This window comes from Ruegeria sp. YKSF131, assembly GCF_059612645.1.
This window is the reverse complement of the sequence record NZ_JBXWQZ010000003.1, coordinates 95,773-118,565: the sequence shown is the minus strand read 5'-3', so window position 1 is coordinate 118,565 and position 22,793 is coordinate 95,773. Positions and strand designations below refer to the sequence as shown.

The 22,793-nt window shown below is 56.0% G+C and carries 24 protein-coding genes; 14 read left to right on the top strand and 10 right to left on the bottom strand.

What is annotated here, in order from left to right; all coding sequences use genetic code 11:
* Positions 1-31 precede the first annotated feature (31 nt).
* On the bottom strand, positions 32-484 hold the full coding sequence (locus AC2FLZ_RS02450; protein WP_496843318.1) for a helix-turn-helix domain-containing protein: 453 nt from the start codon (positions 482-484) through the stop codon (positions 32-34).
* Positions 485-676: 192 nt separating this feature from the next.
* On the opposite strand from AC2FLZ_RS02450, the gene AC2FLZ_RS02445 reads away from it, so the two are divergent.
* The 7 genes from AC2FLZ_RS02445 to AC2FLZ_RS02415 all read left to right on the top strand — a co-directional run bounded on the left by AC2FLZ_RS02445 (position 677) and on the right by AC2FLZ_RS02415 (position 5,413).
* Positions 677-934 (top strand): hypothetical protein, encoded by a 258-nt coding sequence (locus tag AC2FLZ_RS02445; protein WP_496817138.1) that lies wholly within the window; start codon positions 677-679, stop codon positions 932-934.
* Positions 935-1,654 carry a CoA transferase gene (locus AC2FLZ_RS02440; protein ID WP_496715131.1) on the top strand — a complete coding sequence of 240 codons (720 nt, stop codon included), beginning with the start codon at positions 935-937 and terminating at the stop codon, positions 1,652-1,654. It abuts the gene before it with no gap.
* Positions 1,629-1,886: a hypothetical protein gene (locus tag AC2FLZ_RS02435; RefSeq protein WP_496715130.1), complete on the top strand. Its 258-nt coding sequence runs from the start codon at positions 1,629-1,631 to the stop codon at positions 1,884-1,886. The genes AC2FLZ_RS02440 and AC2FLZ_RS02435 overlap by 26 nt, the downstream gene beginning before the upstream one ends.
* A complete protein-coding gene (locus AC2FLZ_RS02430) occupies positions 1,883-2,203 on the top strand; it encodes a hypothetical protein (protein ID WP_496715129.1) in 321 nt (106 codons plus the stop codon). Before AC2FLZ_RS02435 ends, AC2FLZ_RS02430 begins: the two co-directional genes overlap by 4 nt.
* Before the next feature lie 4 nt (positions 2,204-2,207).
* On the top strand, positions 2,208-2,459 hold the full coding sequence (locus AC2FLZ_RS02425) for a hypothetical protein (protein ID WP_496715128.1): 252 nt from the start codon (positions 2,208-2,210) through the stop codon (positions 2,457-2,459).
* A 6-nt stretch (positions 2,460-2,465) separates the two neighbouring features.
* Positions 2,466-3,836, top strand: a complete 1,371-nt coding sequence (locus AC2FLZ_RS02420) for a N,N-dimethylformamidase beta subunit family domain-containing protein (protein ID WP_496881691.1) — start codon at positions 2,466-2,468, stop codon at positions 3,834-3,836.
* A 230-nt stretch (positions 3,837-4,066) separates the two neighbouring features.
* A complete protein-coding gene (locus tag AC2FLZ_RS02415) occupies positions 4,067-5,413 on the top strand; it encodes an adenylate/guanylate cyclase domain-containing protein (protein WP_480519333.1) in 1,347 nt (448 codons plus the stop codon).
* Between the two features lie 151 nt (positions 5,414-5,564).
* Here AC2FLZ_RS02415 and AC2FLZ_RS02410 read toward each other — a convergent pair whose 3' ends face one another.
* The 6 genes from AC2FLZ_RS02410 to AC2FLZ_RS02385 all read right to left on the bottom strand — a co-directional run bounded on the left by AC2FLZ_RS02410 (position 5,565) and on the right by AC2FLZ_RS02385 (position 8,892).
* Positions 5,565-6,224, bottom strand: coding sequence for a DUF2461 domain-containing protein (locus AC2FLZ_RS02410; RefSeq protein ID WP_480554799.1), 660 nt, complete (start codon positions 6,222-6,224; stop codon positions 5,565-5,567).
* Positions 6,225-6,236: 12 nt separating this feature from the next.
* Positions 6,237-6,575: a TfoX/Sxy family protein gene (locus AC2FLZ_RS02405; protein WP_480624184.1), complete on the bottom strand. Its 339-nt coding sequence runs from the start codon at positions 6,573-6,575 to the stop codon at positions 6,237-6,239.
* Positions 6,576-6,580: 5 nt separating this feature from the next.
* Positions 6,581-6,802, bottom strand: a complete 222-nt coding sequence (locus tag AC2FLZ_RS02400) for an MAPEG family protein (RefSeq protein ID WP_480624183.1) — start codon at positions 6,800-6,802, stop codon at positions 6,581-6,583.
* Between the two features lie 24 nt (positions 6,803-6,826).
* Positions 6,827-7,213: a VOC family protein gene (locus AC2FLZ_RS02395; protein ID WP_496808184.1), complete on the bottom strand. Its 387-nt coding sequence runs from the start codon at positions 7,211-7,213 to the stop codon at positions 6,827-6,829.
* A gap of 68 nt (positions 7,214-7,281) precedes the next feature.
* Complete coding sequence (locus AC2FLZ_RS02390) at positions 7,282-8,517, bottom strand: RNA polymerase sigma factor (RefSeq protein ID WP_496881690.1); 1,236 nt, start codon at positions 8,515-8,517, stop codon at positions 7,282-7,284.
* A gap of 3 nt (positions 8,518-8,520) precedes the next feature.
* Positions 8,521-8,892, bottom strand: coding sequence for a YciI family protein (locus AC2FLZ_RS02385; protein ID WP_480519345.1), 372 nt, complete (start codon positions 8,890-8,892; stop codon positions 8,521-8,523).
* Between the two features lie 210 nt (positions 8,893-9,102).
* On the opposite strand from AC2FLZ_RS02385, the gene AC2FLZ_RS02380 reads away from it, so the two are divergent.
* Positions 9,103-11,343 carry a HEAT repeat domain-containing protein gene (locus AC2FLZ_RS02380; RefSeq protein ID WP_496881689.1) on the top strand — a complete coding sequence of 747 codons (2,241 nt, stop codon included), beginning with the start codon at positions 9,103-9,105 and terminating at the stop codon, positions 11,341-11,343.
* A gap of 100 nt (positions 11,344-11,443) precedes the next feature.
* Here AC2FLZ_RS02380 and AC2FLZ_RS02375 read toward each other — a convergent pair whose 3' ends face one another.
* Positions 11,444-12,349, bottom strand: coding sequence for a LysR substrate-binding domain-containing protein (locus AC2FLZ_RS02375; protein WP_480473983.1), 906 nt, complete (start codon positions 12,347-12,349; stop codon positions 11,444-11,446).
* 178 nt (positions 12,350-12,527) lie between these two features.
* Here AC2FLZ_RS02375 and ugpB point away from each other — a divergent pair, with 178 nt between their 5' ends.
* The 5 genes from ugpB to AC2FLZ_RS02350 all read left to right on the top strand — a co-directional run bounded on the left by ugpB (position 12,528) and on the right by AC2FLZ_RS02350 (position 17,634).
* Positions 12,528-13,838 carry a sn-glycerol-3-phosphate ABC transporter substrate-binding protein UgpB gene (gene ugpB, locus AC2FLZ_RS02370; RefSeq protein ID WP_496881688.1) on the top strand — a complete coding sequence of 437 codons (1,311 nt, stop codon included), beginning with the start codon at positions 12,528-12,530 and terminating at the stop codon, positions 13,836-13,838.
* Between the two features lie 63 nt (positions 13,839-13,901).
* Positions 13,902-14,783 (top strand): sn-glycerol-3-phosphate ABC transporter permease UgpA, encoded by an 882-nt coding sequence (gene ugpA / locus AC2FLZ_RS02365; RefSeq protein WP_209505975.1) that lies wholly within the window; start codon positions 13,902-13,904, stop codon positions 14,781-14,783.
* Between the two features lie 20 nt (positions 14,784-14,803).
* Complete coding sequence (gene ugpE / locus AC2FLZ_RS02360; RefSeq protein ID WP_267365578.1) at positions 14,804-15,640, top strand: sn-glycerol-3-phosphate ABC transporter permease UgpE; 837 nt, start codon at positions 14,804-14,806, stop codon at positions 15,638-15,640.
* A gap of 3 nt (positions 15,641-15,643) precedes the next feature.
* Positions 15,644-16,699 carry a sn-glycerol-3-phosphate ABC transporter ATP-binding protein UgpC gene (gene ugpC / locus AC2FLZ_RS02355; RefSeq protein ID WP_496881687.1) on the top strand — a complete coding sequence of 352 codons (1,056 nt, stop codon included), beginning with the start codon at positions 15,644-15,646 and terminating at the stop codon, positions 16,697-16,699.
* Positions 16,699-17,634 (top strand): glycerophosphodiester phosphodiesterase family protein, encoded by a 936-nt coding sequence (locus tag AC2FLZ_RS02350; protein WP_496881686.1) that lies wholly within the window; start codon positions 16,699-16,701, stop codon positions 17,632-17,634. Before ugpC ends, AC2FLZ_RS02350 begins: the two co-directional genes overlap by 1 nt.
* Positions 17,635-17,707: 73 nt before the next feature.
* Here AC2FLZ_RS02350 and AC2FLZ_RS02345 read toward each other — a convergent pair whose 3' ends face one another.
* Both AC2FLZ_RS02345 and AC2FLZ_RS02340 read right to left on the bottom strand, forming a co-directional pair.
* On the bottom strand, positions 17,708-19,393 hold the full coding sequence (locus AC2FLZ_RS02345) for a tryptophan halogenase family protein (RefSeq protein WP_496881685.1): 1,686 nt from the start codon (positions 19,391-19,393) through the stop codon (positions 17,708-17,710).
* A 65-nt stretch (positions 19,394-19,458) separates the two neighbouring features.
* Complete coding sequence (locus AC2FLZ_RS02340) at positions 19,459-20,985, bottom strand: malonate--CoA ligase (protein ID WP_496881684.1); 1,527 nt, start codon at positions 20,983-20,985, stop codon at positions 19,459-19,461.
* Positions 20,986-21,265: 280 nt separating this feature from the next.
* On the opposite strand from AC2FLZ_RS02340, the gene AC2FLZ_RS02335 reads away from it, so the two are divergent.
* Positions 21,266-22,792: a DUF4153 domain-containing protein gene (locus AC2FLZ_RS02335; RefSeq protein ID WP_496881683.1), complete on the top strand. Its 1,527-nt coding sequence runs from the start codon at positions 21,266-21,268 to the stop codon at positions 22,790-22,792.
* The last annotated feature ends 1 nt before the right edge of the window (position 22,793 follow it).

The window sequence follows — 22,793 nt, the reverse complement described above, 5'->3', positions numbered from 1 at the left end:
TTCATATGTGACCGAATACCCCGGCCGCCGATCAGCTGTTAGAATCCCCTTCTCCCGCTTCGAAAACTTGCACGCGTCGTTTGGCAGAACCTTCAATCATCCACCTCTTCCGGGCCACATCTTTGGATCGTGTGGGGAGTTTTTTACGCAGGCTGCGGATAAGAGTGGTCGTATTCGCAAAACCGCAACGCAGAGCGATTTCCCCAGGCGCAAGATCACTGTAGAGAAACATTTCGCGGGCGCGTGCCAGTCGTATAAGCAGATAATACCGCCCCGGTGTTGTCTGAAGCTCCGTCCAGAACAGACGGCGCAAGGAGCGTTCGGACATATGAACCTGTTTTGCAAGGGCAGAGACCGGCTGCGGTGTTTCGAGTGCTCCGGACACCAATGCGACAATCCGTTTGAGTTTTGGCGTCACCGCTGACGACAGCGCCTGATCTGGATAAGAGGCACCATGCCGCCTGGAATTGTCATGCAGGAACATCGCCGCGGCGTCAAAGGCAACTGATGGGCCAAACCTGCTCCGGATAAAGTGCGGCATCAGGTCTAGGGCCGCTGCGGCGCTGCTGCATGTCCAGAAACGGCCATCCTGAACATAACGGTCAAAGAGGACATGGGTTTCGGGAAACTCCTCTGCAAAATCCTCAAGAAGCTGCCGGTGTAACGTCGCCTTCCGGTGGTTCAGAAACCCGCCCCGCGCCAGCACCGATGCTCCTGTATCCGCTGCAATCACGGTTGCGCCCTGCATCAGCGGGCCAAGGCTCCGGCCACGGCGCAGCGCAGCACTGCCGAATGGCTGGCCGACGACCATGCAGTCACTTCGGGGCTGGTGGCCGTACTTGATGACCCCCGCCACGGGCGGATGCGTCAGATGGGCAATGTGGCTTGGCTGGCCGACGATCCGGGTGTGATGACCAAAACCGCTGGCCCTTAAGTGGATGGATATCGCAGCGAGCTTGCCCGTGTTTTCGCGGAACCAACCCGAAATTTCAGCGTTGGAGAAGGGCAAGGCGATTGGCTTGATGGGCTCAAGGTTCTGGATCTGACCAACGTCATCGCCGGGCCGACCATCGGGTCGACATTGGCCCGTTTTGGGGCGCAGGTCACACTGGTACAGCCGGTACGACCTTCGGTCGATCCGTGGAACGCGGTGTTTTTTGGCCTGCATGCTCAGCGCGGCAAGAAGAGCATCTTGCTCGATCTGCGTTCGGAGGGCGGGCAGCACGTTTTTTGGCAAATGGTCGCTGAAGCAGACGTAATCACAATGAACGGAACAGACCAGCAACGAGAAAGCTTGGGGCTGAGTGAAGCCCGGCTGACCGAGGTTAACCCGCGTCTCATCGTTGTGCAGCTTGATGCCTGGGGCGGGCCGCGTCGGGGACCAAAATCGGATCATCTGGGTTATGACGATCTCGCACAGGCCGCGACCGGCGCGATGACCCGCTTTGGCGGCGGGCCGGAAACGCCCGAGGAACACGCCCATTTTGGCACGATTGATGCATTGACGGGGCATTGCGCCTGCGTGGCGCTGGGCGCCGCGCTGGAGCGGCTTAGAATGACAGGCAAGGGTGGCATCGCCCGCGCGTCGCTAGCCGCCGCAAGAGAGTTGATTCAAGCGCAGTTCATGTATGATTTCGACACGCGCGCCGTTTGACGAACCTTCGGGGCGTAAAACGCTTGGTTGGGGGCCGTTCTATCGCTGCTATGCCGCATCCGACGGCTGGATGTTCTTAGCCGCACCGACCGAGCGTCACGCCGCCTTGGCACGCGTGCCTGACCTGTCCGAACTTGCCGGCTTGGACGATACTGATCTGGACTCTGCTCTGTCCGAGCGTTTCGCGCAAAAACCAGTGCTCAGGCTTTCGCTGGGAGCTCGGTGGGTGTGACCCGCCTCGGTTCGCTGCACGACACCCGCGACGCGGGCCTTCAAGCTGAAAGCGCAGGCGCTATCGACATCCGCAATGCAACCTTCCGCGCCGTGCGACATGACCGGCACCCGATGGGGCGCTGGGTTGATCTGGTTGCCCCCAATGCGGTGCGACCGCAGAATGCCAGGATAACCTTGCCCGGCCCGGCGCCAAAATACGGACAAGACAAGCGCGAAATCCTTGCGCGTCTGGGTTATGGTGACACCGAGATACATAGTATGATCGAAAAAGCCGTGGCAGCTGAGAGCTGGTCGGAAAAATATCTGCCGGAATAGACACATGACCCAAAACAAGTTCGGACCGGCAATCACGCCACGCACCCGCGCCAAGGCGCGCCATATCCTAGATCATTATTACATCGGCCCGTCCCGAAATGCTGCGGTTCTCGAGATCTGGGGATATACCCCAAAGATGAGCTATGCCCCCGGAGATCGCGTGGTACTTCATGTGTCGACCACGGCGCGTGAATGGGATCTTGAGATCGGTCGCGACGGGCTGGTCTATCAACCACTCCTGACCGAGACGGGCTAGCCGGGGGTGTATCACCCCACGCCGGAGGATTGCTCGGTCAAGGGTTGTGGCTGGCCCGAGGCCTATGGTTTTTGCATTCCCGAAGACTGGGCGCCTGGCGGCTACCTTGTCACCTTCCGCGCCCGCAGTGGCGACGAGATGGTCGAAGAGCATCACATCATCCTTGTAAGAAGCGCCCCTGATGCCACGCCATCACTCTATGTTCTGGTTTGTGCCACCGGCACATGGCTGGCTTATAACTGCTGGGGCGGCTCGAACCATTACGAAGGCATCACCGGTCCCGAAGGTAACGCCTTTTCCCCGGTTCTTTCGACCCAGCGACCCTGGTCGCGCGGGTTTTGCAGGCTGCCTGAAGGCGCCCCGCGGGCGCTGCGGGAAAAGCTGACCAGACCGGGCGAAATGGTGCGCTACCCCTATATGGAATGGGCTTACGCTTATGGCTATTCCAAGAAATACGCCTCGGCTGGGTGGGCCAGCTATGAACGCCATTTCGCCCGTTGGGCCGAGGGGGAAGGCTATGATTTCGACGTGATCGCGCTGCATGATCTTGAGCACGACCCGAAGCTGCTTGGCCAGTATGCCTGTGCCGTGTTTGTCGGCCATGACGAAAACTGGAGCGCGATTATGCGTGATGCTGTTGACGCCTATGTCGATGGCGGTGGCAACGTTGCACGGTTTGCCGGAAACTTCCTGTGGCAGACCCGGATCGAAGACGAGGGTCACACGCAGATCTGTTACAAGTATATCGCGGATCAGGACCCGCTTATGGGCACCGAACAAGAGCACCTCGTCTCGGGTGCCTTCGAGGTCGCACCAGTTGACCGCCCGGGTGCCTTGACATTCGGAGTTAACGCTCTGCGCGGTGTTTCCGCCGGTCTTGGGAATTGCGTTGGCGGCGGCGCAGGCGGCTTTACGGTCTACCGCCCCGACCATTGGGCATTTGACGGAGTCGGGGTCGGCTATGGCGACATTTTAGGCGCGCACGCCCGGATTTTTGGCTATGAGGTCGATGGTCTGGATTACCGTTTCGAAGACGGTCTGCCATTTCCCACCTGTACCGACGGCGCTGTTCCAGAGATCGAGATACTTGCCATGGGGCTTGCCACCAATATCGAGGCAGATCACGGGGTCTGGGGTGAAACGCTCTACATCGGTGCCGACGATGCGCGGTTCAAGGCGCAGGTGCTGTTCGGCGAAGTCACGCCCGAGACGCTCGACACCTGTAAACGTGGCAATGGGATGATCATCTCGTGGCGTCGCGGCAAGGGTCAGATCTTTACAGCCGCAACCTGCGAATGGGTTGCCGGGCTGATCCGCCGGGACGAGCAGGTAGAACAGATCACCCGCAATGTGCTCGACAGGTTGGGAAAGGGTTAGGTTAAGTGCTCAAATGAAGGTTGGGGCGTATTGCCTTTCCAAAGAATTACTTGTTTCGCGGATACATGACCTTCACGTTTACTACCGGCAAGTGATGCGGTGACTAACAACTCGATCAGACGAGAGACGATCAGCAAATTTAAGCCCAAGCCGAACTGGTTTTTTCAGGTTTCACCACACAACAGGAATGGCTTAGCGAATTAGCAAAGGCCGTTTAAGATATCCGGCAAATGTCCGATACCGTACAAACCAGAATACAATCGCGCAGCAATGTGGCGTTCGCCGAAGAAGAGCGTCAAGGGACATTGCTGGCAGCTAAAGTCCGAACACTTGCATTGGCCGTTGTTCTTCTTTGGCAGGCGATCGACAGCCCGGAAACAGGACCGGCTTATTACTTCAATCTTCTGGAAATTTTTTTCTTTATTTTACTGGGAGGTTTGCAGTTTGTCGCTGCCTACACGCGTCGCGGCGGGCGTGGTCTTCCGTATGTGTTCGTTACGTTAGATTGTGTTTCGCTTGCAGCCGTTTTTACCTTGGGATCACCATATATCGACAGCCCCTTGCCACCCGCCATAGCGATGGACACGGCGCGGTTTTTGTTTTTCTTCCTATTTCTGATGCAGACATCTTTCAGTTTTCGGCCTTCCCTTGTGGTTTGGTGCGGTGTCAGCATCATTGTGTCCCGCCTCGGGATGTGGGCATGGTTTCTGAGTCAGCCTGACGTACGCAGTAACTTGGAGTTGACCGAGCAATCCGTTGAAGCCTGGCTTGCCGGGGCAAGAGACTTGAACTTTCTGTTTCTTGGCTATGCAGCCATAGAATTGATGGTCGTGCTGATCGTGTCTGCCGGGCTTGCAATCGTCGTCGCGCGCTCTCGCAGGCTGGTTCAGAATTTCATTTCGACCGAAAGAAAGCGAGCCAGCCTGGCGAGGTATTTTTCACCCAACGTGCTTGACGAATTGAGCAGTCTGGAAGCCGGAATTGCGGCTGGTAGGCAACAAAACGTTGCCGTGTTATTCGCGGACATAATGGGGTTTGCGAAGCTTTGCGAGAACGCGACTGCCGACGAGGTGATCGAACTTTTACGAGACTACCATGATCGGTTGGGTAAATCGGTATTCGATAACTCTGGCACTTTGGACAAGTATATCGGCGACGGTCTTATGGCCACGTTTGGCACTCCAACGCCCAGTGCACACGACCCTGCCAATGCGTTGAACTGCGCATTCGAGATGATAGAAGCGTTGGACAAATGGAACGCAGAAAGAGAGTTGTCCGGGAAGGAACCGGTGCGTGTGGGAATCGGGCTGCATTGGGGATCGGTTGTAGCTGGCGACATAGGCAACGAGCGGCGACTGGAATACGGCGTGATTGGGGACAATGTGAATGTCGCAAGCAGGATCGAGCACCTGACCAGAGAACTGAACACGCAATTGGTCGTGAGCCACGATTTGGTGCAGGCCATCGGGCACAACGATGCAATCCCAAACTTAAGCCGGTTGACTGACGCCGGAGAACAAAAAATCCGGGGGCGCGCCGCTCTGGTTAAGGTTTGGGTTTATCCGGCAAGCCGATGACATCTCAGCGCGACAGCATCGCGACAGTTGAGCTCGCATTTATTTCCGAGCTCACTTGTAGACGGTGATCCTATCAAGGCATTGGGCGATTGAGACCGGCACGGCAGTGAGGCCTGTCAAACCTCCGCCCCCCCCGTAAACCAGGCAGGGGTTACTCGATCCGAGAAAGCAATTGGAAAACCGGCAAGAGTTGCCCAAAAACACCTTTCGTTCGTTCAATGAGGTTTGGTTCGATAGCTAAGGCAGGATTGCTCAAATCTGTCCAGACGGTAAAGCCTTTGCGGCGCAATGCCTCTTCATTTGGATGATCTTTGTCGAAACCGGAGGGAACACGTTTCAATTCAGGATCCCCGACCCGGAAACCACGCTTTCGCATCTCAGCGGCAAGCTGTATCACCTCTGCCCCATTGGGGCCTGCCATCTCTGTTCGGAAGGCATCCAACGCTTCCTTTTCGTACTGAAACACCCCGCAGCCAAGCGCCAGATCATCGGGTGAGAGACCGAAGAACCACATCGGCGGCTGATCCGCACTCCCGTCTGGAATAAACGCAATATGCAGGTGTGCGTTGTAAGGTGTTTTGTCCTTGGAAAATCGGACATCCCGATGAATACGAAAAATCTTGCTGCTATGGGTCTGGCCGGTCAGATCACGCAAGGCATCCGCCATGTCATTCGCGAACTGCGTGCCTGCCTGCTTCAAATGGGTCTCGTAAGTTGATTTGTTGGCTGCAAACCATTCCTTCGTGTTATTGGCCCGCAAATCCCTGAGAAAACCAAGCGCTTCGGGTGAGAAACTTTCAAACTGAGCCATTGCTTTCTCCGTTCAGTCTTTCGCGGGAAGGGCCGCGGCGTGTTCGAGACAAAGGTGTAACCAGCGCCGCAAAGCGGCGTCATCGCAATCACTCTCATCCACGCGGATAAAACCACCCAGCTTGCGTGCACCGTGAATCACTTCTTGAGCCGCAGGGTCCGCCAGCGCAATGCTTTCGTTGTCCTTGCCCACCCGGAACATGAAACGGCCCAGCCCGTCGTTATGCCGCCGCGCCCCGCACAGCATGTTGCCGTTCAAGAAAAAGCAATTGCCACCCATCATACGCTTTTCTGAAATGCCCACATGCGCGGCCAAAGCGTCACGAATGCGTGCGTTGAGGGATTCATCCACCGGCATCAGCTGGATGCCTCAAGCTGCCGGTGGATTGATGGCGTGAACGGAATATAATCGACGAAGTTTCCATGTGACCGCATTACGCGCACGAACCTGTCGCCCCCATCCCATAGCGGATGGGCAACCGTCCTGAATCGACGCAGGCCAACAGCAATCGCCAGTGGAACGGTTACCCAGTCTAATAACGCTGCAACAACCTGCACAATGTGCGAATTTTGTTCCATCTGCGCCCTCCTTTCAGACAGTTCTCAGGGTCTCATGCTTTCATACGTGATCAATGCAAAGCGGGCACCTTGGGGGTCGTTCAGCGTGGCCATGCGCCCGACACCCGGCATATCCATCGCGGGTTGAAGAACTTTGGCGCCTTTGGCTTCGGCCTTTGCAACACTCGCATCCACATCGTCCACTGTGAAGAAGATCGTCCAGCTTCCACGCGCCTCTGGCATTGGTGAAAAGCCTCCGATAGCGGTCTCGCCCACAACTGCAGCTGAATAACTGGACCCATCCTGCATCGGCATATCGCTGATCGTCCAGCCCAGCACATCCTGGTAAAAGGACTTGGCTTTGCTCTGATCCGGCCCGGAATGCCCGATCCATCCTGAATTTCCGACAGCCGTCATCTCAAGTATACTCATGGGTACCTCCGTTGGTTACGCCCGCCACATGCGGGTCTGACCCAAGGACGTATGAGGAGTGTGTGTTCCTACAGGCCCTCCAATTCTTTTTGACTGATTTTGATTTTTTCTTTGATCACGTCACATTCCAACGCGGTGGGGGAAAGCGCCAACACGGTTTCAAAGGCGGAAATGGCGTCGTTATGATCCCCCGCTTCTTGCAAAAGGCCACCTCGCATCGCGTGAAACCAACGATAGTTGGACAACTCCTGTGACAGCGGATTCATTGCTTTCAATGCATAGTGTGGGCCGTATAGCTTGGCCTTTGCGGCAATCTGGTTGAGCCGGATCACCGGTGTCGGTTGTAATTCGTAAAGGGCAGCATAGTGACTTTCGATCAACGCCCAGTTGGTTTCTTTCGATGAGGCGGAACAGGCATGTGCCGCTGCGATTGCAGCCTGGATGATATATACCCCGCGGTGGCCAGTCCGCTGGGCTTTTTGCAACAGCGATGTAGCCTCAGCGATATTCGAGCGATCCCAAAGATCGCGGTTCTGATCGTCGAGTGCGACAAGCTTGCCTTCCACGTCAATCCGGGCCCGGCGCCGGGCGTGTTGAAACAACAATAGCGCCAGCAATGCGGCCTGCTCGCCCATTGCAGGGAACAATGCGACAAGAAGGCGGGCAAGCCGGATGGCTTCTTTACACAGCGTGAGCTTGATTTGCTGTGGCCCGGCCGAGGTCGACCACCCTTCGCTGAACATCAGATAAACCATTGTCGAGACTTCGCCCAACCGGGCTTGCCTCTCAGCCGGGCTTGGCGTTTCAAAGGCGACCGGGTTATTTGCGATCTTCTTTTTGGCGCGGGTAATGCGCTGCTCCATGGTTTTGGATTTGACCAGAAATCCGCTGGCGATCTCATCGACACTCAGCCCCACGACCACCCGCAAAGCAATGGCGATCTGATCCCGCCGATCCAGTTCCGGATGACAGCAGATGAACAGCAAGCGCAGGACATCGTCCCGCATCTCGTCTGGGTCGGGTGTTTCCGCCGGCATCGGTTGAAACTCCTCTGCGTGGCGCGACAGGATTGCCGCGCGCCGCCGGGATTTGCGTAATTCGTCCAGACCCGCATTCCGGGCCGTGGCCAGAAGCCATGCCAATGGATCACGAGGCGCCCCGTCCTGGGGCCAAACTGCCAAGGCTTTCAGGCAGGCGTCGGCAAAGGCCTCCTCTGCGGTGTCCAAGTCCCGAAAAACCCGCGTCAGGGCAGCAATGGCGCGCGGGCGTTGATCAGCAAATGTGGCCTCCAGCCAGTCTGACATGATCTATTCCGACGATATGGCACCCCCGGCCCAGGCCACAGGCCGAACTTCCAGCCGCGCGACCGGTGAAGAGATCAGTTTTGCATGTTCCAACGCTTCCTCAAGGTCTTTGAAGTCAGCGGCGTAAAACCCAAGGAAGTTTTCCTTGGTCTCGGAAAACGGGCCATCGGTGATCAGGGGGGCAGCGCGCTCAGACGTGGCCGGTTCGACCATTACCGCTGACGTTGGCGGCATCAGTTTTATCGACACGAACTCTCCGCGTTCCGACAATACTGCTTGCAGGGCGCGATGGCCTGACATCACTTCGTCCTGGCGATCTTTCGGCAATGCCTCGAACACGCCCGGTTCCCCATAAATTGTGATTGCGTAAATCATTTTCGCCTCCTTGCGTTGGTCGCATTGTGCAAGGACGCGCGACGCCATGCAAATCCGACAACGACCAGAACCGACAAAACTGCCTAGGCCGCTTTTGTCTGAAAACCCAGCGGCCCGGGCTTCCATTTCCATCCAGATAACAGGTCGGGGGTTTTAAATAACCGGTACAAAACCCGTGCCTTGAAAACCGGTTCCCAGAAAAATGTCCAAATGGTAGGCTGCGAAACTATGGAAAGCCGGCCAAATCGTCGATTAGCAGCCATCTTAGCCGCCGATATCGCAGGCTATTCAAGATTGGTTGGCTTGGATGAAGAGGGCACCATCGACAAGCTGCGCCGGATCCGCGCTGAAGTCATCGAGCCCTTGATCGCCGGGTATTCAGGGCGCATTGCGAACACAGCCGGTGACAGTTTTCTGATCGAATTCCCCAGCGCGGTCGATGCGGTTCGCGCGGCCGTCGCGATACAGGCCGAACTGTCGAAAAGAAACTCAGATGCCGAACCCGACCGCGCAATCGTTTTTCGGATCGGTTTGAATGTCGGCGATGTCGTCTCAAACGCCGACGACATCCTGGGTGATGGTGTCAACGTGGCCGCACGGCTTGAGGCACTGGCAGAGCCCGGGGGGATTATCGCATCGCAGGCGATTGTCGGATACGCCCGCAACAAGGTGCCCTTCGCCTTTACGCCAATTGGCCCGCAATCCGTCAAAAATATTGCGGACCCCATTGAGGCGTTCCGCGTCGAAACAGATGCGTTGACCCCGGCGGTAAAGCACAAAACGAAGAAAGCACCGCGTCTAATGAAGCTGGCTGCAATCCTGATCGTGTTGGGTGCGATCGGGTATGTCGGGACAAAGACATGGGAAAAGGGTCGGCTGCGCGCCTCTGAGGCACAGATGGCTTACCCACTTCCAGACCTGCCTTCGATCGCCGTGCTTCCGTTGACGAACTTCACCAGCGACGTGTCCAACAAGATGTTGATTGATGGCGTTTCCGAGGATCTGATAACCGACTTGTCCCGCATATCAGGGTTATTTGTCATCGCCGGAAACACATCCTTCGCATTTCAGGACCGCGATATTGATGTGGCAGGCTTTGCCGAGAAACTGGGCGTTCGCTATGTCGTTGATGGAAGCCTTAGACGCAGCGGAGAAGGTTTTCGGGTCAACATCCGCCTGACGGACACTTTGAACGGCAGATTGATCTGGGCGGAGCGTTTCGACGGTGAAATCGATGAGATCTTCGACCTGCAAAACAACATTGTACTGGCGATTGCGCACGAGTTGGATGTTCCGCTCGACATGCAAAGCCGGATTGCCATCGAAAACATAGAAACTGGAAAGATCGAGGCGCGCGAAGCGTTCCAGCGTGGATGGGAGCTATATTCACGCTTCAATGAACAGGACAATCTGGCCGCAATTCCGCATTTTGAGCGGGCTGTCGAGTTGGACCCGAATTATGCGCGCGCCTGGGCGATGTTAGCTATGGTACATTTGCGACCGCACATCTTCCACCACTGGTCAGGCTTTGCGAATGCTGAAGAGCAGATGCATATCGGGCTGTTCTATAAATACTACCGTGAACTGACGCATCAGGACACCTCGCTTATCCATGTTATCAGGGCAATAGTCGCTCTCAACCTTCCGGATTGGGACAGTGCCGAGGGTGTAAGTCGGGGAACAGAAGAAGCGAGGCAAGAAGCCGCGAAAGCCATTGCCCTGCAACCAAGCGACCCTGAAGCGCATGTGACAATGGGATGGGCTTTGATCGCGGGTGGCGAGCCAGAGGAAGGGTTGGCATTTGTACAGGCTGCAATGCGCCTCGACCCGGAATACCCCAGCCACTACGCGCTATTTCAAGGTGCTGCGCTGTTTGCGGTGAATGATCTGACAGATGCAGAGGCTGTTATTAGGTCTGAGCTGGACCGAAACCCGCAGGCAGTTGAGTTGATGCCATTTGCAGCGTCGGTTCTGGCCTTGAATGGTGACCGAAGCAACGCGCGCGCAATGATCGAACAATGGCAGGATGGAGAAAACGAGAAAGTTCTGAGCGAAGCGGTACGCGATTATTTCTTTATCGTGCGATGGATCGGCGAGCATCAATATTTGAACAACCGTTTGAATAAAGGCCTTCGATTGGCCGCGCTTCCGCCGAGTACGACAGTTGCAAGTCTCAAAGCTGATCTGATGCGCAGAGATGCCAAGGAACAACGTGACGCGGCTCAGTCTTTGGCGCTCTTTGGTGCCGACGCAGCTCCAGCCGTTCCGGAACTGATCAAGCTGTTGGGTAGCCCTTCGGTTTTTGTCAGAAAAGAAGCGGCCATCGCCTTGGGTGAAATCGGAGGGAAAGCATCCCCCGCTTTACCTGCATTGGAAGCAAACGCAGACGAGTCTTTGTCGGGAAGATTTGCCGCCCGAGCCATTGAACAAATACGCGGAGCCTCACAATAACGACGACTTTGGGCGCTATCGACCTCTTTGCTCCTGCTGTTATTTGGAGACTGTTGGCTGGAAACCCGAGCAGATATCATTCGCCCCGTTGACCGCAGCCTCAGGCAAGTGTTCTGAACGCATTCAGGCTTTCGCTGAAATGCTCGATGAACTCCAGTGTTATCAAAGACGGCTGCTTCAAAACCGGGCGTACCAGCGAAAGCGTATGCGGCAAGAACGGCTTGAAGGGCCTGTAGCTTAGCCCCCGGTCTGTGTAATGGACAGCGTCCAGCTCGCTGACAATTGAAACACCGACGCCTTTTATCGCCAATTCACATGCCGCCGTGAATTGCCGGACCTCGATATGCGAGTTGAGTGTAACATTGGCCTGCTGAAATGCCTTCGAAAGCCGTCCGAAAAAGTCGCTATCGCGCCGCGTATGTATGATGCTCTCATCTGCAAGATCGGAAGGCGTCACCTCCGAGAGGTTCTCAAGTGCGTGATTTTTCGGGAACACGCAAACCGTGCGCACATCGACATTTCTGCTTTCGACTCCAGGATGACCGTTAAAGCCATCGGTGATTCCAAAGTCATATTGTTCGCCGACCATCCATTCCAAAATCCGTTCCGGCCTGTCCGGTTCGATCGTCATAGTAACACCTGGCCGGTCTTTCAGAAAACTTGCCACAACATCCGGCAGATGGCTGGTGGCAAAACCGGGAAGGCAGGCGACGCGGATATGCCCGGCTTTTCGCTGTGTGATATTCTGACTGGCGTCTGATATCTGCTTCATCAATTCCAGAACACGATCCACGCTGGGTTGCAGATAGCGAACTTCCTGGGTTGGCACCAATCGCCCTTTGCGGCGATCAAAAAGTTGAAATCCAAACGATTTTTCAAGATCCGAAAGCAACCTGCTAACAGCTGGTTGGCTTATCCCCAAATCGGCGGCAGCTGCTGTGACCGAACCATTGGTGGTCACCGCCATGAGCGCTTCCAGTTGCCGAATTCTCAAAGTTTGTCTCATTCCAGACCCGGTGCTGCTTGTACATTCAATGTGTATAACACCGTATTATGATTTTTGCCAAAAAATAGGGCTTGAATTATATTTCTTTAGCGGTAACGTCGTGAAATCGTCATGTGTGTCGAATACGCGTTGAAGTCGGTACTCAACGAAGCATCGAACCTGATGCATGGGAGGAATCATGAAAAAGAATTTGCTTGGCGCTCTTGCCGTTACAACTGCCTTGTCCCCCTTGGCGGCAATGGCACAAACCGAAGTTCAATTCTGGCATGCCTTCACCGGCCGCCTTGGCGAACTTGTCAAAGCGCAGGTTGAAGAGTTCAACGCCAGTCAGGATGAGTTTGTCGTGGTCGAAAGCCACAAGGGCAACTACTCGGAAACCCTGAACGCTGGTATTGCCGCTTTCCGCGCAGGTGAACAGCCACATATCCTGATGGTTTTCGAAGTCGGTACCGCAACGATGATGTCGGCAAAAGGCGCGATCAAGCCGGTCTACAAAGTCATGGCCGAAAGTGGCGCGTCTTTTGATCCCGATGCCTATATCGGTGCGGTGAAAGGTTATTACACCACCACCGACGGAGATATGTTGTCGCTGCCGTTCAACTCTTCCACGCCGGTCTTGTGGGTCAACCGCGATGCCATGCAGGCGGCGGGTGTTGATCCTGACACTGACCTGTCGACTTGGGAAAAAGTTGGTGATGTGCTGGAGCAACTCAAAGCCGGAGGCGAGGACTGCCCGCTGGTGACGGCGTGGCAAAGCTGGATCCACCTGGAAAACCTGTCTGCCTATCACAACGTTCCGTTTGCATCGCAGGACAATGGTTTTGCCGGTCTGGATACAGAACTGATGCTGAACGGCCCGGTACAGGTCGCGCACCTGAGCGCCATGGGCGACTGGGCAAAGGATGGGGAATTCATCTATACCGGTCGCAGAAATGAAGGCGGCGCAAACTTCCGGGCCGGTGAGTGTGCCTTGTTCACCGAAAGCTCGGCCGGGTATGCCGGGATAAAAGCCGAGGCCGAGTTCGACTTTGATGTGCGCCCGCTGCCGTATTGGGAAGCGGTCACAAGCGAGCCGCAGAATACCATCATCGGCGGTGCATCCCTTTGGGTGATGGAAGGTCATGATCCGGAAGAATATAAAGGCGTTGGCGAGTTCTTGAGCTTCTTGTCTTCGTCTGACGTTCAGGCGGCATGGCACCAGAATACCGGGTATCTTCCGATTACCGCGGAAGCCGGTGAAGCGACCCGTGCGGCCGGTTTCTATGATGAAAACCCGGGCACCGATATCGCTGTGATCCAGATGACCGCGAAAGAGCCGACAGCAAACTCGAAAGGTCTGCGTCTGGGGTCGTTCGATCAAATCCGCGGTATCATCGATGAGGAGCTTGAGGCCATCTGGTCCGGTGAGAAAACCGCCCAGGAAGCCATGGACAGCGCAAAAGAACGCGGTGACGCGCTTCTGCGCAGGTTCGAATCGGCAAATCAATAAACCTCTGAAATCCGGTGCGGGCTCGGCAGAGCCCGCATCCACTTTTCTCGGCGGGTCATCAGGATGGAAAAACGCGTCACTTTTCGCGGCTGGCTGTTGCCATTGGCGCTGATCGCCCCACAGGTCGTCATTTCAGCCGTATTCTTCTTCTATCCCGCTGCACAAGCTGTATGGCAGTCGCTGTTCATCCCAGATCCGTTCGGGTTGTCGTCCAAGTTCGTCGGTCTGGGCAATTTTGAATTTCTGCTGAGCGACAAGTTTTATCGCGCATCCTTTGTAACCACGGCGGTGTTTTCGACGCTTGTTACGCTCTGCTCCATGATCCCGGCCCTGTTTCTGGCAGTCATTGCAGATCGGCTGATCAAAGGATCCGGAGCTTATCGGACTCTGTTGATTTGGCCTTATGCAGTCGCACCGGCGGTTGCGGGTGTACTCTGGCTGTTCATGTTCAACACGCGCGTCGGTGTCGTGTCGTGGTATCTTGGACAGCTGGGCTATGACTGGAACCACGTCTTGAATGGCACCGAAGCGATGGGGCTTGTGGTTGTCGCTTCGGCCTGGGGGCGCATCAGTTATAACTTTTTGTTCTTCTTCGCCGCACTCCAGTCGGTTCCGAGGTCGGTCATCGAGGCCGCCGCGATCGATGGCGCACGATTCTGGCGCAGGTTTTTCACGATTGTCCTGCCGTTGCTGTCACCTACAGCGTTCTTCCTGCTTGTTGTGAATGTGGTTTACGCGTTCTTTGAAACTTTTGGCGTAATCCACACAATCACCGGCGGCGGGCCGCAGCAGGCCACGACCATACTGGTCTACAAGGTCTTTTCAGACGGGTTCGTCGGTCAGGATCTGGGCTCGTCTTCGGCGCAATCGGTCATTTTGCTGATTGTCGTCGGCCTGCTGACCGTCATTCAGTTCAAATACGTGGAAAAGAGGGTGCATTACTGATGGCAGCCCAGCAGCACGGAATGGTCGAAAAGCGCGGAGCGGGTATCTGGCTGACGCATGCCCTGATGATCCTTGGCGTTCTGGTAATCTTCTTTCCGATCTGGCTGGCGTTTGTCGCCTCAACCGTTACCCAGCCGGAAGTTGTATCACCACCCATGCCGCTTTTGCCGGGTGATCAGTTCTGGGAGAACTACAAGGCAGCCCTGTTTTCCGGCGTGAATGTCCCCGTCGCAACGATGCTGTTCAACAGCCTTGTGATGGCCATCGGGATTGCAGTGGGCAAGATCGTCATTTCACTGCTGTCGGCATTTGCAATCGTCTATTTTCGTTTTCCCGGTCGAACAACGTTCTTTTGGCTGATCTTTCTGACCCTTATGCTGCCGGTCGAAGTGCGGATCGTACCGACATTTGAGGTCGTGGCCGGGTTCGGAATGCTCAATAGCTACTACGGGCTGATCTTTCCCCTGATCGCTTCGGCCACGGCGACCTTCCTGTTCCGTCAGTTCTTTCTGACAATTCCGGACGAGCTGGCCGAAGCTGCGCGTGTGGATGGTGCCCGGCCAATGCGGTTTTTCATCGACATCGTCGTTCCGATGAGCCGGACAAACATTGCGGCACTGTTCGTCATCCTGTTTATCTATGGGTGGAACCAGTATCTGTGGCCGCTGCTTATCACCACCGACCCTGAAATGAACACCATTGTGATGGGCATCAAGCAGATGTTCCCGTCTGGCGATGATGTGGCAGATTGGCCGGTCATCATGGCGACCTCCATTCTGGCAATGATCCCGCCAGTCATCGTGGTGGTGTCAATGCAAAAGCTTTTTGTCCGCGGCCTTGTCGATAGCGAGAAATAAGAAATGGCAACAGTAACTCTGGAGAATGTCAAAAAGAGCTTTGGCCCGACAGATGTCATACATGGCATCGACATCCAAATCGAAGATGGCGAGTTCATTGTCATCGTCGGCCCTTCGGGTTGTGGGAAATCCACGCTGCTGCGGATGGTGGCAGGGCTTGAGACCGTGACCTCGGGTGAAATCCGGATTGGTGAGGAACGGGCCAACGAAAAAGAGCCGATGGATCGCGACATTGCCATGGTGTTCCAGAACTATGCGCTCTACCCCCATATGTCGGTCCGGCAGAACATGGGCTATGGCCTGAAGATTGCTGGGTTGCCCAAGGCCCAGATCGATCAAAAAGTGACCGAGGCGGCCAGGCTATTGCAGCTTGAACCATTGCTGGACCGCAAACCCAGACAATTGTCAGGCGGCCAACGTCAGAGGGTGGCTATGGGTCGCGCGATTGTCCGTGAACCTGCGGTCTTCCTGTTTGACGAGCCTCTTTCGAACCTGGACGCCAAGCTTCGCGTGCAGATGCGGCTTGAGATTCGTGAGCTCCAGGAAAAACTGGGGATCACGTCGCTTTATGTAACCCACGATCAGGTTGAAGCCATGACAATGGCCGACAGGATGATCGTCATGAACGGCGGTATCGCCGAACAGGTTGGCACACCGCTAGAGGTATACGAAACACCAAGAACCCTGTTTGCGGCGCAGTTCATCGGCAGCCCCGCGATGAATGTCTTTGAAGCCCGACGCGAAAACGGAACCGCCATGATTGGTGAGGTCGCGGTTGGTTCGTCGCCGGGTCCTGATACTGCCTTCAAACTGGGGGTACGACCCGAGCATCTATTGCTGGATGACAATGGCCCGATTGAGGCCACGATTCAGATGGCTGAGCCATTGGGGGCAAACACGCTGTTGCACGGTCAACTGACCGGCTCGGGCGATCCGATCACGATCAGCCTTCCGGGTGTACATCCGATTGAAGGCCGACATCCGAACATGCGGTTTTCTGTGTCCTCAAACCATTTGCATCTGTTTGACCAATCTACCGGTGAAAGGCTGGAAGGCTGATGGCATTCCCTCAGGTCGAGGCTTTCCGGGGGCGCGACAACCTGATCCGCATCGTAGGCCACCGGGGTGCGCGAGGTGTGTTGCCTGAAAACAGCATGATTGGCTTCGACTTTCCGTTGTCCATTGGCGTGCCGCTTCTGGAGTTTGACGTTGTTCTCACGGCTGACGACATCCCTGTCATAACCCATAATCACCGGCTGCACGCCCCCAGTTTTCGCGATGCTGACGGCCAGTTTCTGACCGGGGAAGAGCCGAAGGTTTCAACCCTGACATTCGAGCAGATTCAGAAGTTCGATGTCGGGCGGTTGGATGGGAATTCTGCCTATGGTCAGCGTTTTCCTGATCAGGCACAAATGGATGGCGTTCGCGTTCCAAGGCTGCTTGACCTGCTGGATCTGGTGAGTGACCCCCAACATAGCGATGCCTGTCTGATGCTCGAGCTGAAGTCGGACCCCGATTTGGCCCATGACGCGCGCTACAGAGAGAAGTTTGTCCGTCTTGTCCTGCAAGAGGTCCGTTCCAGGGCCCTGTCGTCGCGCGCCGTTCTGCACAGTTTCGACTGGAATCTGTTGGAAGAATGTCAGCGGCAAGCGCCTGATATGCCATCTTCTTATCTGACCCAACTTCCCGAAAACGCCGAGGATGTAGGGGAGGATTCTTCAAAAGCAGTCTGCCCGGATTTTCGAGGCCGCAAAGGCGATATTCCGCTATTGGTCAAGCAAGCGGGCGGCTCACTGTGGTGCCCGTATTATGCAGATGTAACTGCCGAAAACGTCGAACTGGCCAAGGATTTGGGCCTTTGCGTTGCGGTTTGGACGGTCAATGACCCTGTAGACATTGCCAAGATGATCGACCTGCGTGTGGATGCCATTGTTTCTGATTATCCGGGTCGGGTGCAAAGGCACTTGTCTGACCGGGGTATGAGCTGGCGTTAAACCGCCCTGAAGGCCGGGGCTGAATGCCTCGCCCTTCAGTTTATCAAATTTCCTTCGTACGGGCAGAGAACCCCTAGAACAGTTGCAAATCCTTCGCGCCGCTTTGGATTTCAGCAAAGTTCGGCATGTTCTGGATCGTAACAGGTGCGGGTTTCGTGCCCGGCATCGCAACCGTCGGTTTCGCCACGTTCGCCATTCCAAAGACCGGTTTTTCCAGCTCCCCTCGGATATCGCGCAGCAGCGTTTTATGATCCGGCATCACTTTGACGATCTGCGCAAGATCCTCTTTCGCACGCTGCATGCCCTGGAACCAGATCACCTTCTTCAACGGCCGCAAACGATCTCGGATGCCGGTACCGTAACCCGTATCATAGACCTGTTTGCCCAACAGAACCGTCTGGTACACGCGATGATCAAACAGCGTGGCAAATTCCACATCGTGATCCATCGGCAGACGGTGCTGCCACAATTCCAGGTTCTCGGCCAGCCGATCCGGTATCTTCATCTCTGTCCGCGCGTCGATCCAATACGAGTCATCCTTTCGGTTACCCAATCGGTAATGCAGGCAGATGAATTCCAGAACCTCGTTATAAAGCTTATCCATCTGCCGGTTGTATCTTGCCCGCAGCGACGGGGCGACGTCGCGCGTCGGCAAGTGTTCTGCAAACCAGCGTACTGCGTGGTCAATCATGTGGATCGCGGTACTTTCCAACGGCTCGATAAACCCGCCGGACAGACCGATTGCCACACAATTCTTGACCCAGGCATTGCGCACGCGCCCGACGCGCATCGGGATGATCCGCGGCGTCAAACCCTTACCGCTGTCACCCAGCCATTGAAGATATTCGTCTGCCGCCTGATCATCCGTTCGATGCGCCGAGGAGAACACATAGCCCGTACCCACGCGATTGTAGAGCGGCACCCGCCACGTCCATCCCGCGCCCAGCGCGGTCGACCGCGTGAGGCTTTCGATCTTGTTGGGATTGCGGTGTTCGACCTGCAACGCCATGGCGCGATCATTGGGCAGGTAGTCCGAATAATCCAAGAACGGCTCACCCAGCGCCTGATTGATGATCAAACCGCGGAACCCGGTGCAATCGATGACCATTTCGATGTCATGACGGCCCGCGCGCTCCAGCATCAGATGGCTGACGTTGCCCTGTTCATCCAGCTCGACTTTCTGTACCTCGTCCTGGATATGCTCGACGCCGCGCTTGGTGCAGACCGTGGTAAGCATGCCCGCAAACTTCACGGCATCCAGATGATAGGCATAGCCAAAACGCTGTTCAAACTCGGGCTGACCCAGCTGCCGCGCGCCTTTGCACAGACGGCCCAGATGATCGTGGGGCGAAATGGACTGTGTAAAGTCCCGCTCTCCATTGCCAAAGCGCAGGAAATACTCGGCGGCGTCCAACCCTTCCAGCATCTGGCCATGGGCAAAGGGGTTCACGTAATCGATGCGTTTTCCTTTGGGGTCCTTGTTCCAGTTGCAGAACTTCACGCCCAGTTTGAAGGACGCGTTCGTCTCGCGAAAAAAATCCCGTTCGGAAATGCCCGCCTGACGGAGCGTGACCGGCATGCGCGGCACCGTAGCCTCACCCACACCCACGGTCGAAATATTAGGGCTTTCGATCAGGCAGATATGTGGCCGGTCCGCTGTTGATGAAGTGCGTGAAAACACCATGTCCAGGATCAACGCGGTCATCCAGCCTGCCGTGCCGCCACCTACGATGGTGATCTTGCGCAAACGATTGTTCATATTCTTCTATCCCCATTGGTTTTGAGGACTATATCAAGTTTCCGACGCTTATCTAGGCTCTGCCATTATGTGCCTTGTGACCCGGCTTTGAACATGTCCCTGAACTGGTCGCGCAAGATGTTCTTTTGGACTTTTCCCATTGTATTGCGGGGCAATTCATCCAGTTGAATAAGCGTGCGGGGATGTTTGAACCGCGCCAGGCTGTCGCGCACTGTATCCATCAACGCGTCGAGATCCGGAGATTGCCCAGGTTCGGCAACAATCAGGCCCAGCACGGTTTCACCGAAGTCGGGATGCGGCACGCCGATCACTGCGCTCTCCAGAACACCGGGCTGGCTGTCCAGAACCAGCTCAATTTCCTTGGGGTAGATATTGTAGCCACCCGAGATGATCAGGTCCTTGTTGCGCCCGACGATATGGACATACCCATCTTCGTCGACCTGTCCCAGATCACCGGTGATGAAGAACCCGTTTTCACGCAGCTCGGCAGCCGTCTTTTCCGGCATCTGCCAATATCCCTTGAATACGTTCGGACCACGCACTTCGATCTCGCCGATTTCACCCTGCGGCAAAGGGTTACCGTCTGCATCGCATATCTTTAGTTCCACCCCCGGCAAGGGAAACCCGACCGTGCCCGCGCGACGTTCGCCGTCATAGGGGTTCGAGGTGTTCATATTGGTTTCGGTCATGCCATAGCGTTCTAGGATACGATGACCGGTACGCTCTTGGAATTGTGCATGGGTATCCGCCAGCAGAGGGGCTGAGCCCGATACGAACAGGCGCATATGTTCGGTCAGCCCCCTGGTAAAACGCGCGTCTGCCAGCAGGCGCGTGTAGAAGGTTGGCACGCCCATCATCGACGTGGCTCCGGGCATCCTGTCAATGATCTGATCAGGGTCGAATTTTGGCAGCCAGATCATGCTTCCGCCAACCGCCAGAATGATATTGGTGGCCACAAACAGACCATGTGTGTGAAAGATAGGCAACGCGTGCAACAGAACGTCTTCGGACGCAAACCGCCACTCTTTGACCAGTGTCCGCGCATTGGACAGCAGGTTGTTCTGGGTCAGCATCGCCCCCTTTGAACGTCCGGTGGTGCCCGACGTATAAAGAAACGCCGCCAGATCCTCACCGTCCCGATCCACAGTCGCAAAGCTGTCTGGCATTGCAGCCGCCAAATCCATCAGCGAGCCAGAGCCGTCCGCATTCAGCGTTTCAACCCTGCCCCCAAAACGCGCGGCAATCGGGGTCAGTTGGTCTTTGCTTCGGCCATCGCAGACAACAAGTGATGCGCCGCTGTTTTCGATGAAATACGTCAACTCGTCCACGGTATAGGCGGTGTTCAGCGGCAGGAAAACCAGACCGGCCTGCGCGCATGCCGCGTAAAGCGCCAGCGCCTCAGGCGATTTATCGACCTGAGCCGCAACGCGGTCCCCGGGTTTTAGACCCAGTTGCGTGGCCACATGGGCGATCCGGGCGGCTGTGCTCAGAAAGTTTCGATAGGTGATGGTCGTCCCGTCTGTCAGGTGCAGGAAAGCCGTATCTTTGCCGGCGTGAATGCCAAACAGATCATCATAGAGAGGGTTGGCCATGTTCGATCCTCCGTTTCCTCAGCCATAACGGCGAACCGCTTCTCAGGGGAAGGTTCAACTGTGTCACACTGCGCTTTTGCTTGCAGTTCAATGTCTGGACACGTCGCATTTATTGCGCGGCGCGAGTTGCAGCTCGAAAATTGTGGTTGGTAATGCCTTTCACCGCCTCTGCACATTTTCTGCACGAAAGCCCCATGAAGGCTGCGGATACGTCACGCCAAAGATGCAAGCGCCGCAGGCAATCTGCCGGGAACACAAACCTGCAAGCAGGAGACAGGACATGAGGCAGGAACTGACAATTCGCGGCGTACCGGACAGCATCGTGTTGGACGCGTGGTGGCTGGGAAAGATGGACGAAGTCCCCCGATGGGGAGGCAACAGACGACAGCAGAGTGGTTCTCTGATGTCCACGCTGAAAATGCGCCATGCAATCCCGCTTCTTGCATCGCTGGTAGCGCTTGCTGATTGGTTGTTTTGGGAACAGCCGCTAGGCATTTCTGTCTCAGTCTTCGCGCTGGTCTTGTCCGCCGCGATCATGGCGATGAAACCCCGGCGTGCGACTGCAAAGGAGTGGCGCATAGCCGCCGCATTTGCCTTGATCACCAACCTACCGGTGGCCATCGATTTACAGCTTCTATCTATGCTGTTCAGCCTCGCTGGTTTGGTCAGTCTGGCGACCTGGGCGCTATTCGGTCAGACCGTAAACGAACGTCTGCTGCTGCGAACCGCCCTGCGACTGCCTTCCATCGGCGCGACGCTTTTGCTGCGCGACACATGTCGCACCGCTGTGGCCGCCGATCTTGGGTCCGACAGCCGCCGCCACGCAGCCTCGCTGGCCTTGCCGTTGCTATTGGGCGCGGTCTTCCTTGCTTTGCTGGCCGCCGCCAATCCAGTGCTGGAAGACCTTCTGGCCGAGCTGGACCCAAGTCTTCTGTTCGAGGGGTACTTCTGGCTGCGGCTTCTGTTCTGGAGTGTAATGGCCTCGCTGCTGTGGCCGTTCCTTAACCTCAGCGATCCGTCGCTGGGTGGCATTGCCCGCCCCGCCGCCATGCCGAAGACGGGCCCAAGCCGGGCCGCATTTCTGATCAATCCAATCTCGGTGCGCAATTCGCTGTTGCTGTTCAACCTGATGTTCCTTGTGCAAACCGTGATGGACCTCGGTATCCTGACCGGCGGTGTATCCCTGCCTCAGGGGATGAGCTATGCCGCTTATGCCCACCGGGGCGCTTATCCGCTGGTGGTGACGGCCCTTTTGGCGGGCGTATTCACTCTGGTCACTCACAGCATGATCGGCGCGGACCGGACGTTGCGCTTTCTGATCTACATGTGGTTGGCGCAGAACATGTTCCTGGTGCTGACAGCTGCTATCCGGCTGCATCATTACGTCGACGCCTATGCGCTTACCTATTTGCGGGTGGCCGCCTTCATATGGATGGCGCTGGTTCTCACCGGTTTGCTGCTGACCGTGGTGCAAATCCATCGCGGCTTCGGTACAACCTGGCTACTGCGGCGTTGTTTTGCAGCGCTTCTGGTGGTCTTGTATACCTGCAACTTTGTGAATTTTGCATCAGTCTTAGCCGGCTACAATCTGAGCCACGGCAGCGCTCTGACGAAACAGGATACCGGTTACATATGCAGCCTTGGTGCTGATGCTTACCCAGCCATACGCGATCATGAAACCAGAACCGGACAGCAGGTCTGTGACGCGTGGATGCAATATGACCTGAAAAAGGATGCAATCACCAACTGGCGCGAATGGGGCTTTCGGAGATGGCGGATCCAAGCCTATTATCGGCAGCAGAGTTGAA